This is a genomic window from Streptomyces sp. NBC_01232, from assembly GCF_035989885.1.
GTDB lineage: Bacteria > Actinomycetota > Actinomycetes > Streptomycetales > Streptomycetaceae > Streptomyces.
In genome coordinates this window covers 5,743,731-5,763,318 of record NZ_CP108518.1, presented here as the reverse complement: position 1 = coordinate 5,763,318, position 19,588 = coordinate 5,743,731, and the positions used below count along the sequence as shown (strand labels likewise).

The 19,588-nt window shown below is 71.0% G+C and carries 18 protein-coding genes; 2 read left to right on the top strand and 16 right to left on the bottom strand.

The features are described 5' to 3' along the window. Positions 1-371: 371 nt before the first annotated feature. The 6 genes from ligA to OG444_RS26795 form a co-directional block, all read right to left on the bottom strand. Positions 372-2,573, bottom strand: a complete 2,202-nt coding sequence (gene ligA, locus OG444_RS26820; RefSeq protein ID WP_327264570.1) for an NAD-dependent DNA ligase LigA — start codon at positions 2,571-2,573, stop codon at positions 372-374. Positions 2,574-2,603: 30 nt separating this feature from the next. Next, entirely contained in the window at positions 2,604-3,587 is a 984-nt protein-coding gene (locus tag OG444_RS26815; RefSeq protein WP_327264569.1) for a methionine synthase, read from the bottom strand. Next, the gene (locus tag OG444_RS26810; RefSeq protein WP_327264568.1) at positions 3,584-4,273 is read right to left on the bottom strand and encodes an SDR family oxidoreductase; all 690 of its coding nucleotides are present in this window, start codon (positions 4,271-4,273) and stop codon (positions 3,584-3,586) included. Before OG444_RS26810 ends, OG444_RS26815 begins: the two co-directional genes overlap by 4 nt. Before the next feature lie 71 nt (positions 4,274-4,344). Beyond that, entirely contained in the window at positions 4,345-5,301 is a 957-nt protein-coding gene (locus OG444_RS26805; protein WP_327264567.1) for a hypothetical protein, read from the bottom strand. After that, the gene (locus OG444_RS26800) at positions 5,298-5,645 is read right to left on the bottom strand and encodes a DUF1330 domain-containing protein (RefSeq protein ID WP_327264566.1); all 348 of its coding nucleotides are present in this window, start codon (positions 5,643-5,645) and stop codon (positions 5,298-5,300) included. Before OG444_RS26800 ends, OG444_RS26805 begins: the two co-directional genes overlap by 4 nt. An 88-nt stretch (positions 5,646-5,733) precedes the next feature. After that, a complete protein-coding gene (locus OG444_RS26795) occupies positions 5,734-6,699 on the bottom strand; it encodes a GlxA family transcriptional regulator (protein ID WP_327264565.1) in 966 nt (321 codons plus the stop codon). Positions 6,700-6,815: 116 nt separating this feature from the next. On the opposite strand from OG444_RS26795, the gene OG444_RS26790 reads away from it, so the two are divergent. After that, the gene (locus OG444_RS26790; RefSeq protein WP_327264564.1) at positions 6,816-7,739 is read left to right on the top strand and encodes an NADP-dependent oxidoreductase; all 924 of its coding nucleotides are present in this window, start codon (positions 6,816-6,818) and stop codon (positions 7,737-7,739) included. A gap of 23 nt (positions 7,740-7,762) precedes the next feature. Here OG444_RS26790 and OG444_RS26785 read toward each other — a convergent pair whose 3' ends face one another. Together OG444_RS26785 and mnmA are read right to left on the bottom strand one after the other, a co-directional pair. Then, positions 7,763-7,912, bottom strand: coding sequence for a hypothetical protein (locus OG444_RS26785; RefSeq protein WP_327264563.1), 150 nt, complete (start codon positions 7,910-7,912; stop codon positions 7,763-7,765). A gap of 127 nt (positions 7,913-8,039) precedes the next feature. Continuing rightward, positions 8,040-9,173: a tRNA 2-thiouridine(34) synthase MnmA gene (gene mnmA, locus OG444_RS26780; RefSeq protein WP_327264562.1), complete on the bottom strand. Its 1,134-nt coding sequence runs from the start codon at positions 9,171-9,173 to the stop codon at positions 8,040-8,042. A gap of 61 nt (positions 9,174-9,234) precedes the next feature. Between mnmA and OG444_RS26775 the strand changes: the two genes are divergently transcribed. Then, complete coding sequence (locus tag OG444_RS26775; protein WP_327264561.1) at positions 9,235-9,918, top strand: N-acetylmuramoyl-L-alanine amidase; 684 nt, start codon at positions 9,235-9,237, stop codon at positions 9,916-9,918. Here the strand turns inward: OG444_RS26775 and OG444_RS26770 are convergent. From OG444_RS26770 to OG444_RS26735, 8 genes are all read right to left on the bottom strand, one after another. Further along, entirely contained in the window at positions 9,911-11,074 is a 1,164-nt protein-coding gene (locus OG444_RS26770) for a cysteine desulfurase family protein (RefSeq protein ID WP_327264560.1), read from the bottom strand. The two genes, OG444_RS26775 and OG444_RS26770, sit on opposite strands and share 8 nt — an antisense overlap. Before the next feature lie 107 nt (positions 11,075-11,181). After that, the gene (locus OG444_RS26765) at positions 11,182-12,039 is read right to left on the bottom strand and encodes a thioesterase family protein (protein WP_327264559.1); all 858 of its coding nucleotides are present in this window, start codon (positions 12,037-12,039) and stop codon (positions 11,182-11,184) included. Positions 12,040-12,086: 47 nt separating this feature from the next. Next, positions 12,087-12,743, bottom strand: a complete 657-nt coding sequence (locus OG444_RS26760) for a trimeric intracellular cation channel family protein (RefSeq protein ID WP_327264558.1) — start codon at positions 12,741-12,743, stop codon at positions 12,087-12,089. A gap of 200 nt (positions 12,744-12,943) precedes the next feature. Continuing rightward, positions 12,944-14,038, bottom strand: coding sequence for an ABC transporter ATP-binding protein (locus OG444_RS26755; RefSeq protein ID WP_327266945.1), 1,095 nt, complete (start codon positions 14,036-14,038; stop codon positions 12,944-12,946). 14 nt (positions 14,039-14,052) lie between these two features. Next, a complete protein-coding gene (locus tag OG444_RS26750; RefSeq protein WP_327264557.1) occupies positions 14,053-15,204 on the bottom strand; it encodes an ABC transporter ATP-binding protein in 1,152 nt (383 codons plus the stop codon). Continuing rightward, positions 15,201-16,208, bottom strand: a complete 1,008-nt coding sequence (locus OG444_RS26745) for an ABC transporter permease (RefSeq protein ID WP_327264556.1) — start codon at positions 16,206-16,208, stop codon at positions 15,201-15,203. The genes OG444_RS26750 and OG444_RS26745 overlap by 4 nt, the downstream gene beginning before the upstream one ends. Positions 16,209-16,358: 150 nt before the next feature. Beyond that, entirely contained in the window at positions 16,359-18,107 is a 1,749-nt protein-coding gene (locus tag OG444_RS26740) for an ABC transporter substrate-binding protein (protein ID WP_327264555.1), read from the bottom strand. A gap of 78 nt (positions 18,108-18,185) precedes the next feature. Further along, positions 18,186-19,187, bottom strand: a complete 1,002-nt coding sequence (locus OG444_RS26735) for an ABC transporter permease (RefSeq protein WP_327264554.1) — start codon at positions 19,185-19,187, stop codon at positions 18,186-18,188. Positions 19,188-19,588 lie beyond the last annotated feature (401 nt).

Genomic DNA, 19,588 nt, shown 5'->3' with positions numbered 1-19,588 from the left:
AGCCGGCGATGCCGATGTCACGCGATGGCCCCGATGTCATGCCACCACGGCCGAAATCGCATCCTGCAGCCGTGCACGACAGGCGCACCCCTCAACAGTAGGACGCGCGAGGCTTCCAGGGGCAGCGGTCGGCAGTGGTTGCCCGAATGCGACCCAGCCATCCTCATCAGTACGGTATCCGCCGAACGGGTGAGTTTGGACAGGACCCCCTCGTCACCCATCCGATGATCCGACAGGTCACCGCCCTGCGACCAGCCTTGTACCGGCCGTTTACCACCGTTCGCCGCGCCTGGCGTGCGCCCGCCCGTACGGCCGCACGCCACGCATCCGTTCGCCTTCGCTACTCCCCCTCGGGGATCCCCCTTTCGGTACTACTCCCCTTCACCCCCGCCGTCCACCGGGAGCGCGGCCTCTCTTGCCGCGTCCGGCCCCTGCTCCAGCAGCAGGGCGAACCCGGCGTCGTCGAGGACGGCGAGCTTCAATTGCACGGCCTTGTCGTACTTCGAGCCGGGGTTGTCGCCGACCACGACGAAGGAGGTCTTCTTCGACACGGATCCGGTCACCTTGGCACCGCGGCTCTGCAGGGCCTCCTTCGCGCCGTCCCGCGTGTGGCTCTGCAAAGTGCCGGTGACGACGACGGTCAGTCCCTCGAGCGGCCGAGGCCCCTCCTCCTCGGCGGAACCTTCCTCCTCCATCCGGACCCCGGCCTCCCGCCACTTGCGCAGGATCTCCTGGTGCCAATCGACGGCGAACCACTCCTTGAGGGAGGCGGCGATGATCGCGCCGACCCCCTCGGTGGCGGTCAGCTCCTCCTCCGTGGCCTGCTCGATGCGCTCGATCGACCGGAACTCCCGGGCGAGGGCCTCGGCCGCGACCGGTCCGACGTGACGGATCGACAGGCCGTTGATGATGCGGGCGAGCGGGCGCTCCTTGGCGGCGGCGATGTGCTCCAGCATGGCCAGGGCGTTCTTCTTCGGCTCGCCCTTCTGGTTGGCGAAGACCGTGACGATCTTCTCGTCGCCCGTCTTGGGGTCCCGCTTGGGCAGCCCGCTGTCCGGGTCCAGGACGTACGCCTTGATGGGCAGCAGCTGCTCGATGGTCAGGCCGAAGAGGTCGCCCTCGTCCAGCAGCGGCGGTTCGGCCGGCTCCAGCGGGCCGGTGAGCGCGGCCGCCGCCACCATGCCGAAGTTCTCGATGTCCAGGGACTGCCGGCCGCCCAGGTAGAAGAGCCGCTCGCGCAACTGGGCGGGGCAGGTCTGGGCGTTGGGGCACCGGACGTCGATGTCCCCCTCCTTCATCGGCCGCAGTTCCGTCCCGCACGCGGGACAGATGGCCGGCATCACGAACTCCCGCTCGCTGCCGTCGCGCAGGTCCACCACCGGGCCGAGGATCTCGGGGATGACGTCGCCCGCCTTGCGCAGGACGACGGTGTCCCCGATGAGGACGCCCTTGGCCTTGACGACCTCCTGGTTGTGCAGGGTCGCGAACTCCACCTCGGAGCCCGCCACCTTCACCGGTTCCACCTGGGCGTACGGGGTCACCCGGCCGGTGCGGCCGACGCCGACCTTGATGTCGATCAGCTTGGTGTTGACCTCTTCGGGAGCGTACTTCCAGGCGATCGCCCAGCGCGGGGCGCGCGCGGTGGAGCCGAGCCGGCCCTGGAGTGCGATCTCGTCGAGCTTGACGACCACGCCGTCGATCTCGTGCTCCACCGAGTGCCGGTTCACGCCGAAGTCCGCGATGAAGTCCCGGACCTCGGCGAGCGTGGAGACCACCTTGTTGTGCTGCGCGGTCGGCAGACCCCACTCGTGCAGCAGCGCGTACGCCTGCGACTGGCGCTCGATCTCGAAGCCCTCGCGGGCGCCGATGCCGTGCACGACCATGTGCAGCGGGCGGCTCGCGGTGACTTTGGGGTCCTTCTGCCGCAGCGAACCGGCCGCCGCGTTGCGCGGGTTGGCGAAGGGCTTGCCCTCCGCCTCCACGAGGCGCGCGTTGAGCTCCTGGAACTTCTCCATCGGGAAGTAGACCTCGCCGCGGATCTCGACGAGCGCCGGGATCCGGTCGCCCCCCAGCCGGTCCGGGATCTCGGCGATGGTGCGGACGTTGGGCGTGATGTCCTCACCGGTGCGGCCGTCGCCGCGGGTGGCCGCCCGGGTCAGGCGGCCGTTCTCGTAGGTGAGGTTGACGGCGAGGCCGTCCACCTTGAGCTCGCACAGGTAGTGGTAGTCCGAGGTGTTCACGTCCCGGGCCACCCGCTCGGCCCAGGCGGCCAGTTCCTCGTCGTCGAAGGCGTTGTCGAGGGAGAGCATCCGTTCCCGGTGCTCGACGGAGGCGAAGTCCGTCTCGTACGCCCCGGCCACCTTCTGGGTGGGCGAGTCGGGTGTCCGCAGCTCCGGATACTGCTCCTCCAGCGCCTCCAGCGAGCGCAGCAGCTGGTCGAACTCGGCATCGCTGACGACCGGCTGGTCGTTCACGTAGTACCGGAAGCGGTGCTCCTCGACCTGCTCGGCCAGCAGCGCGTGCTGATCACGCACCGCCGCCGGTACTGCCGTGTCCTGCTGTTCGGCTGCCATGCCGTGTCCTCCCGTGGCCCGTCTCGACCGTCACTCAGGGTTGTCGGCGAGCGACCTCGCCGCCCTGACGCAATGCGCCTGCACCGCGCGGGCGTAGGCGGGTGAGGCACCCGCCAGACCGCACGACGGGGTGACCACGACGGACTCCGCCAGAGTCCCCGGGGCCAGCCCCAGCCTGCGCCAGAGCTTCCTGACACCCATGACGCTACCGCCCGGGTCCGACAACGGGGCGTCCGTGCCGGGCACCACTCCGGCGAAGAGTTTCGTGCCGCCTTCGACGGCCTCCCCGATGGCGTCGTCCTCGCGCTCGGTGAGCAGGGAGAAATCGAACGACACTCCCGTGGCGCCGGCTCTGCGGAGCAGGCCGAAGGGGACCTCGGGTGCGCAGGAGTGCACGACGACCTCCCCGTCGTGGACGGCGAACAGGTCGCGCAGCGCGCCCTCGACCACCTGCCGGTCGACGGCGCGGTAGGTGCGGTAGCCGCTCGCCGAGCGGACCCGGCCGAGCAGTACGGCCGTCAGCGACGGCTCATCGAGCTGCAGCACCACGTCGGCGCCGGGGATGCGCTTGCGTACGTCGGCCAGGTGCGCGCGCAGGCCCTCGGCCAGCGATCCGGCCAGGTCCCGGCAGGCCCCCGGGTCCTGGAGCATGGCCTCGCCGCCGTGCAGTTCCAGGGCGGCGGCGAGCGTCCACGGCCCGACGGCCTGGACCTTGAGCTTGCCCGTGTAGCCCTGGGTGAACTCCTCCAGTGCGTCGAGGTCCTCGCCGAGCCAGGACCGGGCCCGCTTCGAGTCCCGTCCCGGGCGGTCGCTGATCCGCCAGCCGCTGGGCTCGACGTGGGCGTACATGTCGACGAGCAGGCCGAGGGAGCGGCCGATCATGTCCGCACCGGGCCCGCGGGCGGGCAGCTCGGCGAGGTAGGGGAACTCCTCGAAGGATCCGGTGACGGTCTTCGCGGCCTCGCGGGCGTCGCCGCCGGGCAGCGATCCGACGCCGGTGGCGCCCGCGCTCATCGGCCCGGCCGGACGCTCAGGTCGTTGACCTCGGCGTCGCGGGGCAGGTCGATGGCCATGACGATCGTGGTCGCCACGGACTCGGGGTCGATCCAGTCGGCCGGGTCGTAGTCCTTGCCCTCCTGGGAGTGCACCTTGGCCTGCATGGGGCTGGCGGTGCGGCCCGGGTAGACGGAGGTGACGCGGATGCCGTGGGGCTTCTCCTCGTCGCGCAGCGAGTCGGCGAGGGCCTTGAGACCGTGCTTGGAGGCGGCGTACGCGCTCCAGTCGGCGTGGGCGCGCAGGCCGGCGCCGGAGTTCACGAAGACGATGTCGGCCTGCGAGGCCCGCAGGGTGGGCAGCAGCAGCCGGGTGACCTCGGCGGGGGCGATCAGGTTCACGTTGAGCTGCTGGTGCCAGGTCTTGGGCCGGAGCTCACCGACCGGTCCGAGGTCGACGATCCCGGCGATGTGCAGCAGGGAGTCGATCCGTTCCGGGACGGCCTGCTTGGAGAACGCCCACGACAGCCGGTCGGGGTCGGCGAGGTCGCCGACGAGGGACGTGGCGCCGGGGTAGCGCTCGACGAGCTGACGGGCGCGGCCGGCGTCCCGGGCGAGGAGGACGAGGTCGTCGCCGCGGGCGTGCAGCCGGGCCGCGACGGCGGCGCCGATGCCGGAGCCGGCACCGGTGATCAAGTGAGTAGCCATACCGCCCATGCTCGCACCCCGCCATCCCCTGTCACCCCCCGTCATCCCCCGTCATCCCTCGTCATCCCCCGTCATCCCCCCGCGGCCTGCCGGTACGCCGCCTCGATCCGGGCCCGAACGGGCGGCGCCTGCCGGGTGGTGAGGCTCCTCCCGGTGAGTCCCGCCAGGCAGAGGAGCCCGTCGCGTTCATCGGTGGGGATCGGCGTCCAGTGCCGCAGCGCCGCGTCCCGTACGGAGATCAGCGCGGCCGTGTCGTCCGGCTCGGCCGGATCGAAGCGGCCGCCCGAGGCCGCGCGATGCCCGGCCCAGCGGTCCTCCCAGAACTCGACCGTCCAGCCCGGCCAGCGCGCGGCCACCGTGTCGGAGTGGATCTGGGTCCCGATGGTCCACCAGCCGACCCGGCGGCGGTGCGCGTCGATGTGCACACCGCCCTCGGCGAGCCCGTGGTGGCCGCCCTCGTCCGTCGCCCCGTCCAGGAAGCCGAGCAGGGCCGGACCGTGCATGACGGGGTGGTCGAAGCCGTAGCCCACCAGGTGGCAGCGGTCCGGGCCGTCCAGGGTCACCACGGTGGACGGCATGCCCGGAACCGGGGTGTGCGGCACCCCGGGCCGGGAGACGAAGAGGTCGTCGGCCCAGGCCGGGCGCTCGCGGTCCTCGTCGTCCGCGGGGTCGAGGCCGAGGTGGCTCCGCAGCCCGGTCTGGGCGCCGTAGATCCAGTGGACCTCCCAGCCGGGCCAGGCGGCCCGCAGGAGGGCGAAGGCGGCCCGGCGGGTGTACGGCTCGACGAGGGGGCCCTCCATGACGAACAGCCGCAGGACCTTGCGGTCCGGGTCCACCGCGACGCCCGCGTCGATCTCGTCGTCGGGCCGCCAGGAGTACGGCTGTCCGTACGCGCGGCCCCGGCGCATCAGGGCCAACAGGAAGTCCGGACCGGCCAGCAGGTCGGGTTCCAGGCCCCCGGCCCCCCAGTCGTCGTCGGTGGCCCCGTATCCGTCCGGTCCGCCGAGGATGTAGACGACCGGGTTCATCGCGGCCCCGCGGCTTCGCGCAGGGCCGCGGCCGTCCGCCGGGCGTCGTAGTCGGCCGGGACGCCCTCGACCAGGATGACCTCGCCCGGGATGTGGTCGGTGCGCAGCGGGATGATGGCCCGGTAGGCGTCGGAGGCGTACCAGGCGCGGGCGCTCTCGATGTCCGGGAAGCCGATCATGACGACGGTGCCGGGGAAGGGGCCCTCCATGACCTCGACCTCCTTGCCGTGGACGAGGAAGCGGCCGCCGAAGGGTTCCATCGTCGACGGGATCCGCTCGATGTACTCGAGGACGTCCTCGTTCATGGTGTCGGGGCGTATGTGGGCGATGGCGTACGCGGTCATGGTCTCTCCCCCTGTGAACGGGCCCGCCAGTGCGGGCCGTTGCTCCGATCCTGTCAGCACAGGGCCGCGCCGGCGATGACCTGCGAGGTCATGCCGATGCGGGCTGGAAGGTGCGCCGGTAGGCGATCGGGGAGACGCCGAGCGTGGAACGCATGTGCTGGCGCAGGGAGTTGGCCGATCCGAAGCCCGCACGGTGGGCGACCAGGTCGACCGGGAGATCGCTGGATTCCAGCAAATGGCGCGCCAGTTCCAGGCGTTGGGCGGTGAGCCACTGCACCGGGGTCATGCCGACTTCGTCGCGGAAGCGCCGGGTGAAGGTGCGCAGGCTCATCCGGGCGTGCGCGGCCAGTTCGGCGAGGGTGACCGGTTCGGCGAGGCGTTCCAGGGCCCAGGCGCGGGTGGCGGTGGTGGTGGCGAGCGTCGGCTCCGGGACGGGCCGGTCGATGTACTGGACCTGGCCGCCGTCCCGCCAGGGCGGGACCACGCACAGCCGCGCGGCCCGGTTGGCGACGCCCGTGCCGTGGTCCTGGCGGATCAGGTAGAGGCAGAGGTCGATGCCGGCCGCCACGCCGGCCGAGGTGAGGATGTCGCCGTCGTCGACGAAGAGGACCTCCTCGTCGAGCCGCACGCGCGGGAAGCCGCGCTGGAACTCGGGCGCGTGCAGCCAGTGGGTGGTGGCGGGCCGGCCGTCGAGCAGCCCGGCGGCGGCGAGGACGTAGGAGCCGGTGCACAGGGAGACCAGCCGGGTGCCGGGCCGGATCGCGGCGAGGGCGTCGGTCAGCGGTTGCGGCAGGGGGGCGCCGTGCGCGAGCTCGTCCATGGCGTGGGTGGGCGTGACGATCACGGTGTCGGCGGCGGCGAGGGCCTCGGGGCCGGCCGTGACGCCGACGGTGAAGCCCGCGTCGCTGGTCACGGGCAGGCCGTCGGCGGTGCAGACGGTCACCTCGTAGAGCGGATTCCCGGCCTCGTCGTGGGCGTTGCCGAAGACGCGGGAGGGGATGCCGAGCTCGAACGGGGGGACCCCTTCGAGGGCGAGTACGGCGATTCGGTGCATGGCCAGATCCTGACACATGGTGGCCGTACGGCCAACACTACGGGGGTCGGCGAGCGGAGACAGTGAGGTCATCGGCCGGGACACCGGCACCGGAGAACCCAGCAAGGAGACATGTCATGCGCGCCGTCGTCATCAGCAAGTGGGGCGGACCCGAGGTCCTCGTCGAGACGGACGCCGAGCGTCCGGAGCCCGGCATGGGCGAGGTCCTGGTCCGGGTCCACGCCGCCGGCGTCAACCCGGTGGACTGGAAGACGCGCGAGAGCGGCGCCCTGATCCCCTGGGGCCCGGTGCCGGCGGTCGGCTGGGACGTGTCCGGCACCGTCGAGGCCGTGGGACCGGGCGTGACCCTGTACCGGGCGGGCGACGAGGTCTACGGGATGCCCCGCTTCCCGCAGCAGGCCGGCGCGTACGCCGAGTACGTGACGGGCCCCGCCCGGCACTTCGCCCGCAAGCCGGCCACGCTGGACCACGTGCAGGCCGCGGCCCTGCCGCTGGCCGCGCTGACCGCCTGGCAGGCCCTGGTGGACACGGCCGGGGTGAGCGCCGGGCAGCGGGTGCTGGTGCACGCGGCGGCCGGCGGCGTGGGTCACCTGGCGGTGCAGATCGCCAAGGCCCGCGGCGCTTACGTGATCGGCACCGCGAGCGCCGGCAAGCACGAGCTGCTGCGCGAGCTCGGCGCCGACGAGGTGATCGACTACCGCACCACGGACTTCGAGGACGCCGTCGCCGACGTGGACGTCGTGATCGACGCCATCGGCGGGGACTACACGCAGCGCTCGCTGAAGGTCCTCAAGACCGGCGGCCACCTGGTGACCCTGCCCGGCCCCGACTCCCTCCCGGCCGACCCGCAGGGCGTGCACGCCTCCTGGGTGCTGGTGGAGCCGGACCTCGGCGGCCTGCAGGAGATCGCGGCCCTCGTCGAGCAGGGCCTGCTGAAGCCGCTGGTCGACACGGTGCTGCCGCTGGAGCAGGCCGCCAAGGCCCACGAGATCGGCGAGCAGGGCCGCACCACCGGCAAGATCGTCCTGACCGTCGCCTGAGCGCGCTGCGCCCCGGGCGGCCCTCAGCCGGTGGGCCGCCCGCGCAGGTGACGCTCCGGACGGGCGTGGCGGAACCTGTGGACGACGCCGACGCGGCGCAGGACGCCGCGCCGGTAGGCGTCCTCCAGAAAGGCGTCCGCCGCCCAGGGGAGGCGGCCGATCCTGGAGATCAACGCGAGCATCCTGGCGAACCACGGCGGCAGCGGCACCGTGTGGTATTCGGCGGCCTGATCCGCACCGCGCGACGCCGCGGCCCGTCCGGGGGGACGGACCGCGGCGTCGTGGCGCGGAGGGGGCCGGTCAGACGGTGGCGGCGGCCCGCGTCGTGGTCGCGATGGTGGCCGAGCCGACCACGCGGGTGCCGTCGTAGAGCACGATCGCCTGGCCGGGGGCGACGCCCCGGACCGGCTCGGTGAAGGAGACGCGCAGCTCGCCGTCCACGACCTCGGCGAAGACCTCGGTCTCGCCTCCGTGGGCGCGCAGCTGGGCGGTGTACGTGCCCGGGGCCGCGGCCACGGCGCCGCACCAGCGGGGGCGGATCGCGGTGAGGGCCGTGACGTCGAGGGCTTCGACCGGGCCGACGGTGACGGTGTTGTTCACCGGGGAGATGTCGAGGACGTAGCGCGGCTTGCCGTCGGGGGCGGGGTGGCCGATGCGCAGGCCCTTGCGCTGGCCGATGGTGAAGCCGAAGGCGCCGTCGTGAGTGCCGACCTTCTCGCCGGTCGCCCCGTCGACGATGTCGCCCTCGGCCTTGCCGAGGCGGTTCGCGAGGAAGCCCTGGGTGTCGCCGTCGGCGATGAAGCAGATGTCGTGGCTGTCGGGCTTCTTCGCGACGGCCAGCCCCCGCTCCTCGGCCTCGGCGCGGATCTCTTCCTTGGTGGTGAGGGTGTCACCGAGGGGGAAGAGGGCGTGGGCGAGCTGCTTCTCGTCGAGGACCCCGAGGACGTAGGACTGGTCCTTGGCCATGTCGGAGGCGCGGTGCAGTTCGCGGGAGCCGTCCTCGTTCAGCACGACGGTCGCGTAGTGGCCGGTGCAGACGGCGTCGAAGCCGAGCGCGAGGGCCTTGTCGAGCAGCGCCGCGAACTTGATCTTCTCGTTGCAGCGCAGGCAGGGGTTCGGGGTGCGCCCGGCCTCGTACTCCGAGATGAAGTCCTCGACCACGTCCTCGCGGAAGCGCTCGGCCAGGTCCCAGACGTAGAAGGGGATGCCGATGACGTCGGCCGCGCGGCGGGCGTCGCGGGAGTCCTCGATGGTGCAGCAGCCACGGGCGCCGGTCCGGAAGGACTGCGGGTTCGCGGAGAGCGCGAGGTGGACGCCGGTCACGTCGTGCCCGGCTTCGACCGCACGGGCGGCGGCGACAGCGGAGTCCACTCCGCCGGACATGGCGGCCAGGATGCGAAGCGGGCGGTGTGCGGGCGGCAGGTTCTCAGTCATAGCACCGTCCAGAGTACGGGGGAACCGAGCGGGGTCACAGCGCGTTATCGGGGTACGGGGGGTGGATCACATCGTCGAGCAGGGGAACAAGGGACAGAAGTCGCCGGGGCGGACCCGCAGGGCCGTGCTGTTCGGCGGGCTCGGGGTCCTCGCGGTGGCGGGGGTCGCCGGCCGGGAGGAGATCGCCCGGGGCTGGTGGCTGATACCGGGGGTGGCCAAGCCGCGCAAGGAGGGCGAGCTCGACCACGTGGGCGCGAACTGGACGGCGGCCTCGCCGGCGAACTGGCGGATGGCGGACCGGCCCGACGACTACCGGGTGGACCGGATCGTCGTCCATGTCACACAGGGCGGCTTCGAGTCCTCGGTGGACGCCTTCCGGAATCCGTGGCACAAGGCCTCGGCGCACTACATAGTGCGCGGGGACGGCCATGTGGAGCAGATGGTGCGGGAGCTGGACGTGGCCTTCCACGCCGGGAACCGCTCGATGAACGAGCGCAGCGTCGGCATCGAGCACGTGGGCTTCGTGGACCGCCCGCAGGACTTCACGGACGAGATGTACGCGGCTTCGGCCCGGCTGGCGGCAGGCATCTGCCGCCGGTACGGCATACGGGCGGACCGCGCCCACATCGTCGGCCACTCCGAGGTACCGGGCGCCGACCACACCGATCCCGGCCGCCACTGGGACTGGAACCGGTACATCGGCCTGGTGCAGCAGGCACTCGACGAGCGGGACCCCGTCAGCTGAGGCCCGCCGTGCGGGCACGTTCCACCGCCGGGCCGATGGCCGCGGCCAGGGCCGCGACGTCCTCCTTGGTGGAGGTGTGGCCGAGGGAGAAGCGCAGGGTGCCGCGGGCCAGCTGCGGGTCGGTACCGGTCGCCAGCAGGACGTGGCTCGGCTGGGCCACGCCCGCGGTGCAGGCGGATCCGGTGGAGCACTCGATGCCCTGCGCGTCGAGCAGGAGCAGCAGGGAGTCGCCCTCGCAGCCCGGGAAGCTGAAGTGGGCATTGGCCGGGAGCCGCTCGTCGGGGTCTCCTCCGAGGACGGCGTCGGGCACGGCCGCGCGGACGGCGACGACCAGTTCGTCGCGCAGGGCGCCGATTTCGGCGGCGAACCGCTCGCGCCGTTCGGCGGCGAGCACGGCGGCCACGGCGAAGGCGGCGACGGCCGGTACGTCGAGGGTGCCGGAACGGACGTGCCGCTCCTGGCCGCCGCCGTGCAGGACGGGTACGGGGCTCTGGTCCCGGCCGAGGAGCAGTGCCCCGATGCCGTAGGGTCCGCCGATCTTGTGGCCGCTGACGGTCATGGCGGCGAGGCCGCTGTCGCCGAAGTGGACGTCGAGCTGCCCGAAGGCCTGGACGGCGTCGGAGTGCAGCGGGATCCCGGACTCGCGGGCGATGGCGGCCAGTTCGCGGACCGGCATGACGGTGCCGATCTCGTTGTTGGCCCACATCACGGTGGCCAGGGCCACGTCGTCGGGGTTGCGCCCGACGGCTTCGCGGAAGGCGTCGGCGTGCACGCGCCCGTGGCGGTCCACGGGCAGGTACTCGACCTGCGCGCCCTCGTGCTCGGCGAGCCAGTGGACGGCGTCGAGCACGGCGTGGTGCTCGACGGGACTGGCGATGACCCGGGTCCGGGCGGGATCGGCGTCGCGCCGGGCCCAGTAGAGGCCCTTGACGGCGAGGTTGTCGGCCTCCGTGCCGCCGGCGGTGAAGACCACCTCGCTGGGGCGGGCGCCGACCGCCTCGGCGAAGGCCTCGCGGGCCTCCTCCACGGTACGGCGGGCCCGGCGGCCGGCGGCGTGCAGGGAGGAGGCGTTCCCCGTGGCGGCGAACTGCGCGGTCATCGCCGCGGCGGCCTCCGGCAGCATCGGGGTGGTGGCGGCGTGGTCGAGGTAGGCCATGATCCCCCGATTCTACGAGTCGACCGGTGGCCCCTTGCGCCGCGGGACCCCGTGATGGCCGGCACGGCACTCCCGGGGAGTGCGCTGCCGGCCGGATCGGGGAGCGGTCAGGCCGGGCGCAGGGCGCGGGCCAGCTGGCGGGACTGGGCGACCAGGTGGTCCGACGAGTCCCAGACCTCCGCGTCCTCCTCCAGGAAGCCGCCGGCCAGGTTGCGGGTGGTGATGGAGACCCGGAGCGGGCCGGGGGCCGGGCGGCGCCGGACGTGGGTGGTGAGTTCCACCGTCGGGGTCCAGGCCACCAGGCCGAGGTCGAAGGCGGTCGGCGGCAGCGCGTCCACGGCCAGGAGGATGGACAGCGGGTCGGCGTCGCGGCCGTCGGCCAGCTCGAACCAGGCCCGCATCTCGCCCTTGCCGGACGGCGCACCGACGGCCCAGCCGGCGGTCGCCGGGTCCAGCCGCAGGCGCAGCCGGTCCACGATGGCGGAGCTGCCGGGGATCGGGGCCGGGCCGGCCTCGGGGCCGATGCAGTCCTCGTAGGCGGGGATGGCGGGCGGCACGGCGACGGTCCGTACGTCGTCCGGCAGGGCCGCGAGGTCGCCGTAGGAGGCGAGGACGCGGATGCGCTCGATCTCGACGCCGTTCTCGTCGTACTGGAACAGCGAGGCCTGGCCCGTGGAGAGGGTGCGGCCGACGCGGACGACCTGCGTGCGGATCACGGCGGGGCCGGGCACGGATGAGGTCAGGTAGTGCGCGGAGACGGTGAACGGGTCCGGGTGCGGGAGGGCCGCCGACAGGGCCCGGCCGACCAGGGCCAGCAGGTAGCCGCCGTTCACGGCGGCGATGATCGTCCAGCCGGCGGAGAGTTCCGCGTCGTACACCCCGGGCTCGCCCGCGCGTGCGGTGATGGCGGTGTCGCGGTCGAACTCACTGTCGCCGATGAATGCCTTGGCAGCTGCGTGTGACATGCAAACGACGGTACACCGGCTTGCTACTAAGCGGTAGCTTTCTTTTGTTACGGCTCTTCGGCCACCGACGACCGCCGGTTCCAGGCCAGCGGCGCCCGCCAGTGGTAGCGCATGGCGAGCAGGCGGAGAACGAAGGTGGTGACGATCGCCAGGCCCGTGGTGATGCCGTTGAGCGCGTCCATGCTGATGAAGACGGCGACCATCGTGGCCCCGACGAGGGCGGGCACGGCGTACATCTCGCGGTCGCGCAGCAGCGAGGGCACCTCGTTCACCAGCACGTCGCGCAGGACGCCGCCGCCGACGGCCGTGGTGACGCCGAGCGCCGCGGAGGCGGTGAGACCGAGGCCGTACTCGTAGGCCTTGGTCGTGCCCGTCACGCAGAACAGTCCGAGGCCGGCCGCGTCGAAGACGTTGATGGCGCGGTTGATCCGCTGGACCTCGGGGTGCAGGAAGTAGACGATCGCGGCGGCGACCAGCGGGGTGACGAAGAAGCTGAGCTCACCGAAGGCGGCGGGCGGCACGGCGCCGATGACGAGGTCGCGGAAGAGACCGCCGCCCAGGGCCGTGACCAGGGCGAGGACGACGATGCCGAAGACGTCGAAGTTCTTGCGGACGGCGAGCAGGGCGCCTGCGGTGGCGAAGACGAAGATGCCGGCGAGGTCCAGGGCATGCTGGATCCCGGGCGGGAAGAGATCGTGGAGCACCGGGCCATTGTCGCCCCTCGGCCGCTCGGCTCCCGCCGGGGGACGGGCCGCTCGGCTCCGCCGGGGGGGGCTCGGGCCGCGGGCCGGTGCGGCTTCAGGACCCGGGGCTCCGCCCCGGACCCCGCGCCTCACACGCCGACGAGGCTGGACATGTGCGGCCCTGCCCGGATTGCCGGGCAGGGCCGTGCCTGCCGGAGCGGTTACTCCGTGACCGTCGCCACCGCGTCCGCCGCGCCCGGCAGGGGCTGGTCGCCCGGGGCCTGGTCCGCGGCGTTCTCCGGGTGGTGGCAGGCCACCTGGTGGCCCGGCTTCAGCGCCAGCAGCGGCGGTTCCTGCGTGGCGCAGATCTGCGTGGCCTTCCAGCACCGGGTGTGGAAGCGGCAGCCGCTCGGCGGTGAGATCGGCGACGGCACGTCGCCCTTGAGCAGGATGCGGCCGCTCTTGGCGCCGCGCCGCCTCGGGTCGGGCACCGGCACGGCCGACATCAGGGCCGTGGTGTACGGGTGCATGGGCGCCCCGTACAGCGACTTGTTGTCGGCGAGCTCGACGATCTTGCCGAGGTACATCACCGCGATGCGGTCCGAGACGTGCCGGATGACCGACAGGTCGTGCGCGATGATCACGTAGGTGAGACCCAGCTCGTCCTGGAGGTCGTCCAGCAGGTTCACCACCTGGGCCTGGATCGACACGTCCAGCGCCGAGACGGGCTCGTCCGCGACCACCAGCTTCGGCTTCAGCGCCAGGGCCCGGGCGATGCCGATGCGCTGGCGCTGGCCGCCGGAGAACTCGTGCGGGTAGCGGTTGTAGTGCTCGGGGTTGAGACCCACGAGCGACAGCAGCCGCTGGACCTCCGCCTTGAGCCCGCCTTCCGGGGTGACCTTCTGGAGCTTGAACGGCGCGCTGACGATGGTGCCCACCGTGTGGCGGGGGTTCAGCGAGCCGTAGGGGTCCTGGAAGATCATCTGCACGTCGCGGCGCAGCGGGCGCATGCCCGACACCCCCAGGTGCGTGATGTCCTTGCCCTCGAACTCGATGGAACCGCCGGTCGGCTCCAGCAGCCGCGTGATCAGCCGGCCCATCGTCGACTTCCCGCAACCGGACTCGCCCACGATGCCGAGGGTCTCACCGCGCCGGACGTCGAAGTCGAGGCCGTCGACGGCCTTGACCGCGCCCACCTGGCGCCGGATCAGCCCCTTGGTGATCGGGAAGTGCTTCGCCAGGCTGGTGACCTTGAGCAGGACCTCGGGTGACTCCTTGGCCTGCGCGGGGATGACGACCGTGTCCGTCTTCTTCATCTCAGGCGTATCGGTCACAGCTTCGGCGCAATCTCTTCGGTCCAGATCCGGGTCCGCTCGTCCTGCGACATGTGGCAGGCGGACCAGTGACGGCTGTCGTCCTGTGTGAGCTCGGGCCGGACCGTACGCGTCACGTTGCCCTTGGGCACGTCGGCGTACGGGCAGCGCGGGTTGAAGGCACAGCCGTCCGGGATGTTGATGAGGCTGGGCGGGGAGCCCTTGACCGGGATGAGGCGCTCGCTCTGCTCGCGGTCGATGCGCGGCATCGAGCCCAGCAGGCCCCAGGTGTAGGGGTGGCGGGGCTCGTAGAACACCTTCTCGGCGGTGCCCCGCTCGACGCACCGGCCGCCGTACATCACGAGGATCTCGTCGGCCATCTCCGCCACGACCCCGAGGTCGTGCGTGATCATGATGACGGCCGAGCCGAACTCCTTCTGCAGATCACGGATCAGGTCCAGGATCTGCGCCTGCACGGTGACGTCCAGGGCCGTGGTCGGCTCGTCCGCGATCAGCAGGTCGGGGTTGTTGACCAGCGACATCGCGATCATCGCGCGCTGGCGCATGCCGCCCGAGAACTGGTGCGGATAGTCGTCGACGCGCTTGCCCGGCTCGGGGATGCCCACCCGGTCGAGCATCTCGACGGCCCGCTTGCGCGCCGTCTTCTTGTCCACGTCGTTGTGGACGCGGTACGCCTCCACGATCTGGGAGCCGATCGTGTAGTACGGGTGCAGCGCGCTCAGCGGGTCCTGGAAGATCATCGCCATGTCGCGGCCCCGCAGCCGGCGCACCTCCTCGGGTTCGGCCGACAGCAGTTCCTTGCCGCCGAGCCAGATCTCGCCCGACATCTCGACGGTGGAGCGGCTGGCGTTGCCCACCCGGTGCAGGCCCATGACGGCCAGCGAGGTGACCGACTTGCCGGAGCCGGACTCGCCCACGATGCCGAGGGTCTGGCCCTTGTCCAGCTGGAAGGAGAGCCCGTCGACCGATTTGACGACGCCGTCGTCGGTGGGGAAGTGGACCTTGAGGTCGCGTACGTCGAGGAAGGCCTCGGCGGGACGGCCGTCGCCCGGTACCGCCGCGAGGGCGGTGGTGGTGCCGGTGGTGGCGGTGTCGGTGGCGCGGTCGCCGGCGCCGGCCTCGCTCCCCTTCGGAGTCGGATCGGTCACGACAGCCTCACCCTCGGGTCGATGATGGCGTAGACGAGGTCGACCACCAGGTTGCACAGCACGATGAAGAATCCGGCGAAGAGGGTCACCCCGAGGATCTTCGGCAGGTCGTTCACCGCGATGGCGTGGTACGCGTACTCACCGATGCCGTGGTACGAGAAGACCGTCTCGGTGACGATGGCGCCGCCGAGGAGCAGCCCGAAGTCCATGCCGAAGATGGTCACGATCGGGGTCAGCGCGGAGCGCAGCCCGTGGCGGGTGACGACCACCCGCTCGCGCAGGCCCTTGGCGCGCGCGGTGCGGATGTAGTCCTCGCTCATGGTCTCCAGCATTCCGGCCCGGGTGAGCCGGGCGTAGAGCGCGGAGTAGAGGAAGGCGAGCGTGCACCAGGGCAGCACCAGCCCCTGGAACCAGGCCGCCGGATCCTCGGAGAAGTCCACGTACACATTGGTGAACATGGGCCAGTTGAAGACGAACACGGCCAGCGAGAGCGTGCCGGTGAAGAACATCGGCAGCGAGACGCCGGCGAGGGCCACGCCCATCGCGAGCCGGTCGAACAGCGAGCCCGGCCGCAGGGCCGAGACCACGCCGGTGGTGACACCCGTGATCAGCCAGATGAAAGCGGCTCCCAGAGTGAGGGAGGCGGTGACGGGCAGCCGGGTGACGATGTCGGGCCAGACCTCGACGTGGTCCTTGAAGGAGTAGCCGAGGCAGGGGGCGTTGCACTGCGAAGGGTCGGGGCCGTAGTTGAACTCGCGGCCCGCGAATATGCCCCTCAGGAAGTCCCAGTACTGCGCGTACAGGGGCTGGTCGAAACCGAGGTTCTTCTTGACCGCGGCGATGGACTCGGGCGAGGGGTTCTTGCCCACGTACTGGGTGGCCAGCGAGTCGGCCGTGCCGCCGGCCAGCCGGGGCAGCAGGAAGAAGATCGCGAAGGTGATCGCGCTGACAACGAGCAGCAGGAACACCGCGGCGAACAGCCGCCGGACGATGTACACAAACACGGGGGTCGGCTTCGGCGTCCGCCGGTCCGCCCCGCTCCCCGGTCGGGGGCGCGGGACGGACCGGCGCGCACTGCTGCCTTCACCTGCCTTCCACGGTTCTGGCAGATCTGGCTGAGAGGGTCAAACTGCCTTCGGACTTACGGCCCGGGGTTACTTCAGGCCGATGTTGAGGTAGTCGTACTGACCGCTCCACGCCGGGTTGGAGACCACGTTGGTGAGCTTGGGCGAGCGGTAGTGCAGCACCTTGAAGTAGGTCAGGGGCACGATGACCGCCTGGTCCATGACCTTCTTGTCGATCTCGCCGTAGACCTTCTCGCGCGCGGCGGCGTCGGTGTTGGCGATGTTGTCGTTCAGCAGCTTGTTGATCTCGGGGTCGTTCAGCTGCGACAGGTTGGTGTTGCCCGTCTTGCTGATCGCGTCACCGTGGACGACCTGCTGGAGGAAGCCGAAGCCGCTCGGCCAGTCGGCGCCCCACTGCATCATCATGAGGCCGATCTTGTTGTCCTCGGTGAACTTCGGGACACCCGCGTAGTCACTGAAGTACTTGCCGGCCGGGAACTGCTGGATCTTGACCGTGATCCCGATCTTCTTCAGGGACGCCTGGATGGCCGTGGCCATGTCGACCTCGCCGGCGCGGTCGTTGCGCGCGGTGATGGTGGTCTCGAAGCCGTTCGGCTGGCCGCAGGCGGTCAGCGCGGCCTTGGCCTTGGCCTCGTCGCCCTTGTCATCGGGGGTCTTGTAGGTGTTGAAGTCCACGTGACCCGGGATGTCGGTCGGCAGGACGGTGCTGGCGATGGCGCCGCGGATCGGGCCGCCGAAGGCGGTCTGCACCGACACCTTGTCGATCGCGTACTGGACCGCCTTGCGGCACTCCACGTTGTCGAACGGGGCCACCTTGGTGTTCATCGCCATGTAGACCAGGCGACCACCCTCGGCGTTGTCGGTGTTCGGGTCCTTCGAGGTCAGCAGCTCGGTCTGGGTCTGCTGGGCCACACCGTTACCGACGATGTCGATGTGGGTGTTGCCGGCCTTCAGGTTGGAGTCGATCGTCTCCTGGTTGACCTTCAGCTTGACGACGATCTTCTCCGGGAGCTGCTTGCGCAGCGGGTCCGTGGAGGCGTCCCAGTTGGGGTTGCGGACCAGGACGGCCTGCTTGTCGTGCTCGTAGCTCTCGAACATGTACGAGCCGGAGGAGACGATGTTCTTCACATAGTCCGCGCCGTTGTCCTTGGCCTTCGGCACGGGGGCCGACTGCGGGTTCGCCAGCAGGTAGTCGAACTCGGCGAAGGGCTGCTTCAGCTTGAAGACGATCGTCTGGTCGTCGGGGGTCTCGATGGACTGCAGTCCGGTGTCGGACTTGTCCTTGTACGGGCCCTCGTACGGGGTCTCGTTGTTCTTGAGGTACTGCGCGAGGTAGTTCGGACCGTTGGAGTGCACGTCACGCGCGAAGTTGCTGCGCTCGACCGCGTACTTGACGTCCTTGGAGGTGACCAGCGAGCCGTCGCTGTACTTGACGCCCTTGCGCAGCTTGTACGTCCAGGTGGCGCCGCCGTCGCTCGGCGTGCCGAGGCCCTCGGCGAGGTCCGGGACCACCTTGTTGCCCTCGGCGCCCGGGGCGGGCGCGAAGGTGGTCAGCGGACGCGCGTACAGGCGGCTGAAGTTGAAGACGAAGCCGTAGTACGTGTTGCCGGGGTCGAAGGAGTCGGGGGTGTCGGACGCCTCGTAGACGACCGTCCCGCCCTTCTTGTCCGCGGCGTTGACGACGGCCTTGACTGCGGCGTTGGCGCCGGCCGACTTGTCGTCGCCGCCGGTCTTGTCACCACCATTGCAGGCGGAGGCGGTGAGGACGACGGTGATGGCGGCGGCAAGCACCGCGGCTGTTCTCGACCTGCTTCTCATGGCGGAGTGATGCCCCCTGATTCGGAGTGATGGTGGGTACTGGCGGAGCCTCGGCCGGGTGCCCGAGGAACGGGTGGGTCAGCGCGAGCTCTTGGGGTCCAGGGCGTCGCGCAGACCGTCGCCGAGGAGGTTGAAGGCGAGCACGGTGAGGAAGATCGCCATGCCCGGGACGACCATGAACATCGGGTCGACCTTGTAGTAGTCCACGGCGGAGCTGAGCATTCCGCCCCATGAGGCCTGCGGTGGCTGGATACCCACGCCGAGGAAGCTCAGGGAGGCCTCGAACAGGATGTTGGTCGGGATGAGCAGCGTGGAGTAGACGAGGATCGGGGCGACCAGGTTCGGCAGCAGCTCCCGGAAGACGATGAAGGGGCCGCGGGCTCCGAGGCTGCGGGCCGCGTCGACGAACTCCCGCTCGCGCAGCGAGAGCGTCTGGCCGCGCACGATGCGTCCGATGTAGGGCCAGCTGAAGAAGCCGATCACGAAGATCAGCACGCTGATGTGCAGCGGCAGCCCCTCGAGGCCGAAGGCCCCGCCCTGGAGGGCGGCCGAGATGGAGATCGCGAAGAGCAGCAGCGGGAAGGCCAGGAAGGTGTCCATCATGCGGCTGATGACCGTGTCGGCCCAGCCTCCGTAGTAGCCGGCGATGACGCCGAGCACGGAGCCGATGAAGACCGAGACCAGGGTCGATCCGAAGGCGACCAGCAGGGAGACCCAGGAGCCTTCCAGGATGCGGGTGGCTATGTCGCGGCCGAACTTCGGCTCCACGCCGAGCGGGTGCTCCCAGCTGATGCCGCCGAAGGAGCCGATGGGGGTCGCCAGGGAGGGGTCGATGAGGTCCTGGTGCAGGGCGTCCGGGTCCAGTCCGAACATCCACTGGATCGGCTGCGAGAGCATGGCCAGCACCACGAGCAGCAGCACGACGGTGCCGCCGGCCATCGCCACCTTGTCGCGCTTGAGTCTGATCCACGCGATGCGGCCGAGCGAACGTCCCTCGATCCGCTTCTGCGTCGCCCCGCCGGATGTCCCGTCGGGCTGCGTGAGCACCGGCTCACTGGGCGCTGTGGGTGAAGCCGTCATCGTGGTGGGGACCCCTCTCGGCCGACGGTCGCCGGCCCTGGCCGCCGCCGTAGCGGCTTGGTTCACATCGGTGGCACTGGTGGTGCGTGCCGGCGGCTGCGTCGGCGTGGGTGGTGCGGCGAGTCCGAAGTCAGCCTGAAGAGCTGTTCCTTGCGGCGGGCCCGGTTGGCCCGGCCTTCGGTGGGGTGGAGTCTTCAACGCCCTCTCGAGCGCCCGCCAGACCTGCCGGGGATGTGATGCGCAACCGTGATCTACGCCTACACCTTCCGTTATCCGAACCCCGGGACCTGTTGAGCGGTGAAACACCGCCCGTTCTGCGCGGAACGGACATCCGGCCCAACTGCCCTTTCGGCCATGGATCTTGGGCGCAATCACCGGATATGCCGAAGGCCGCACCGATG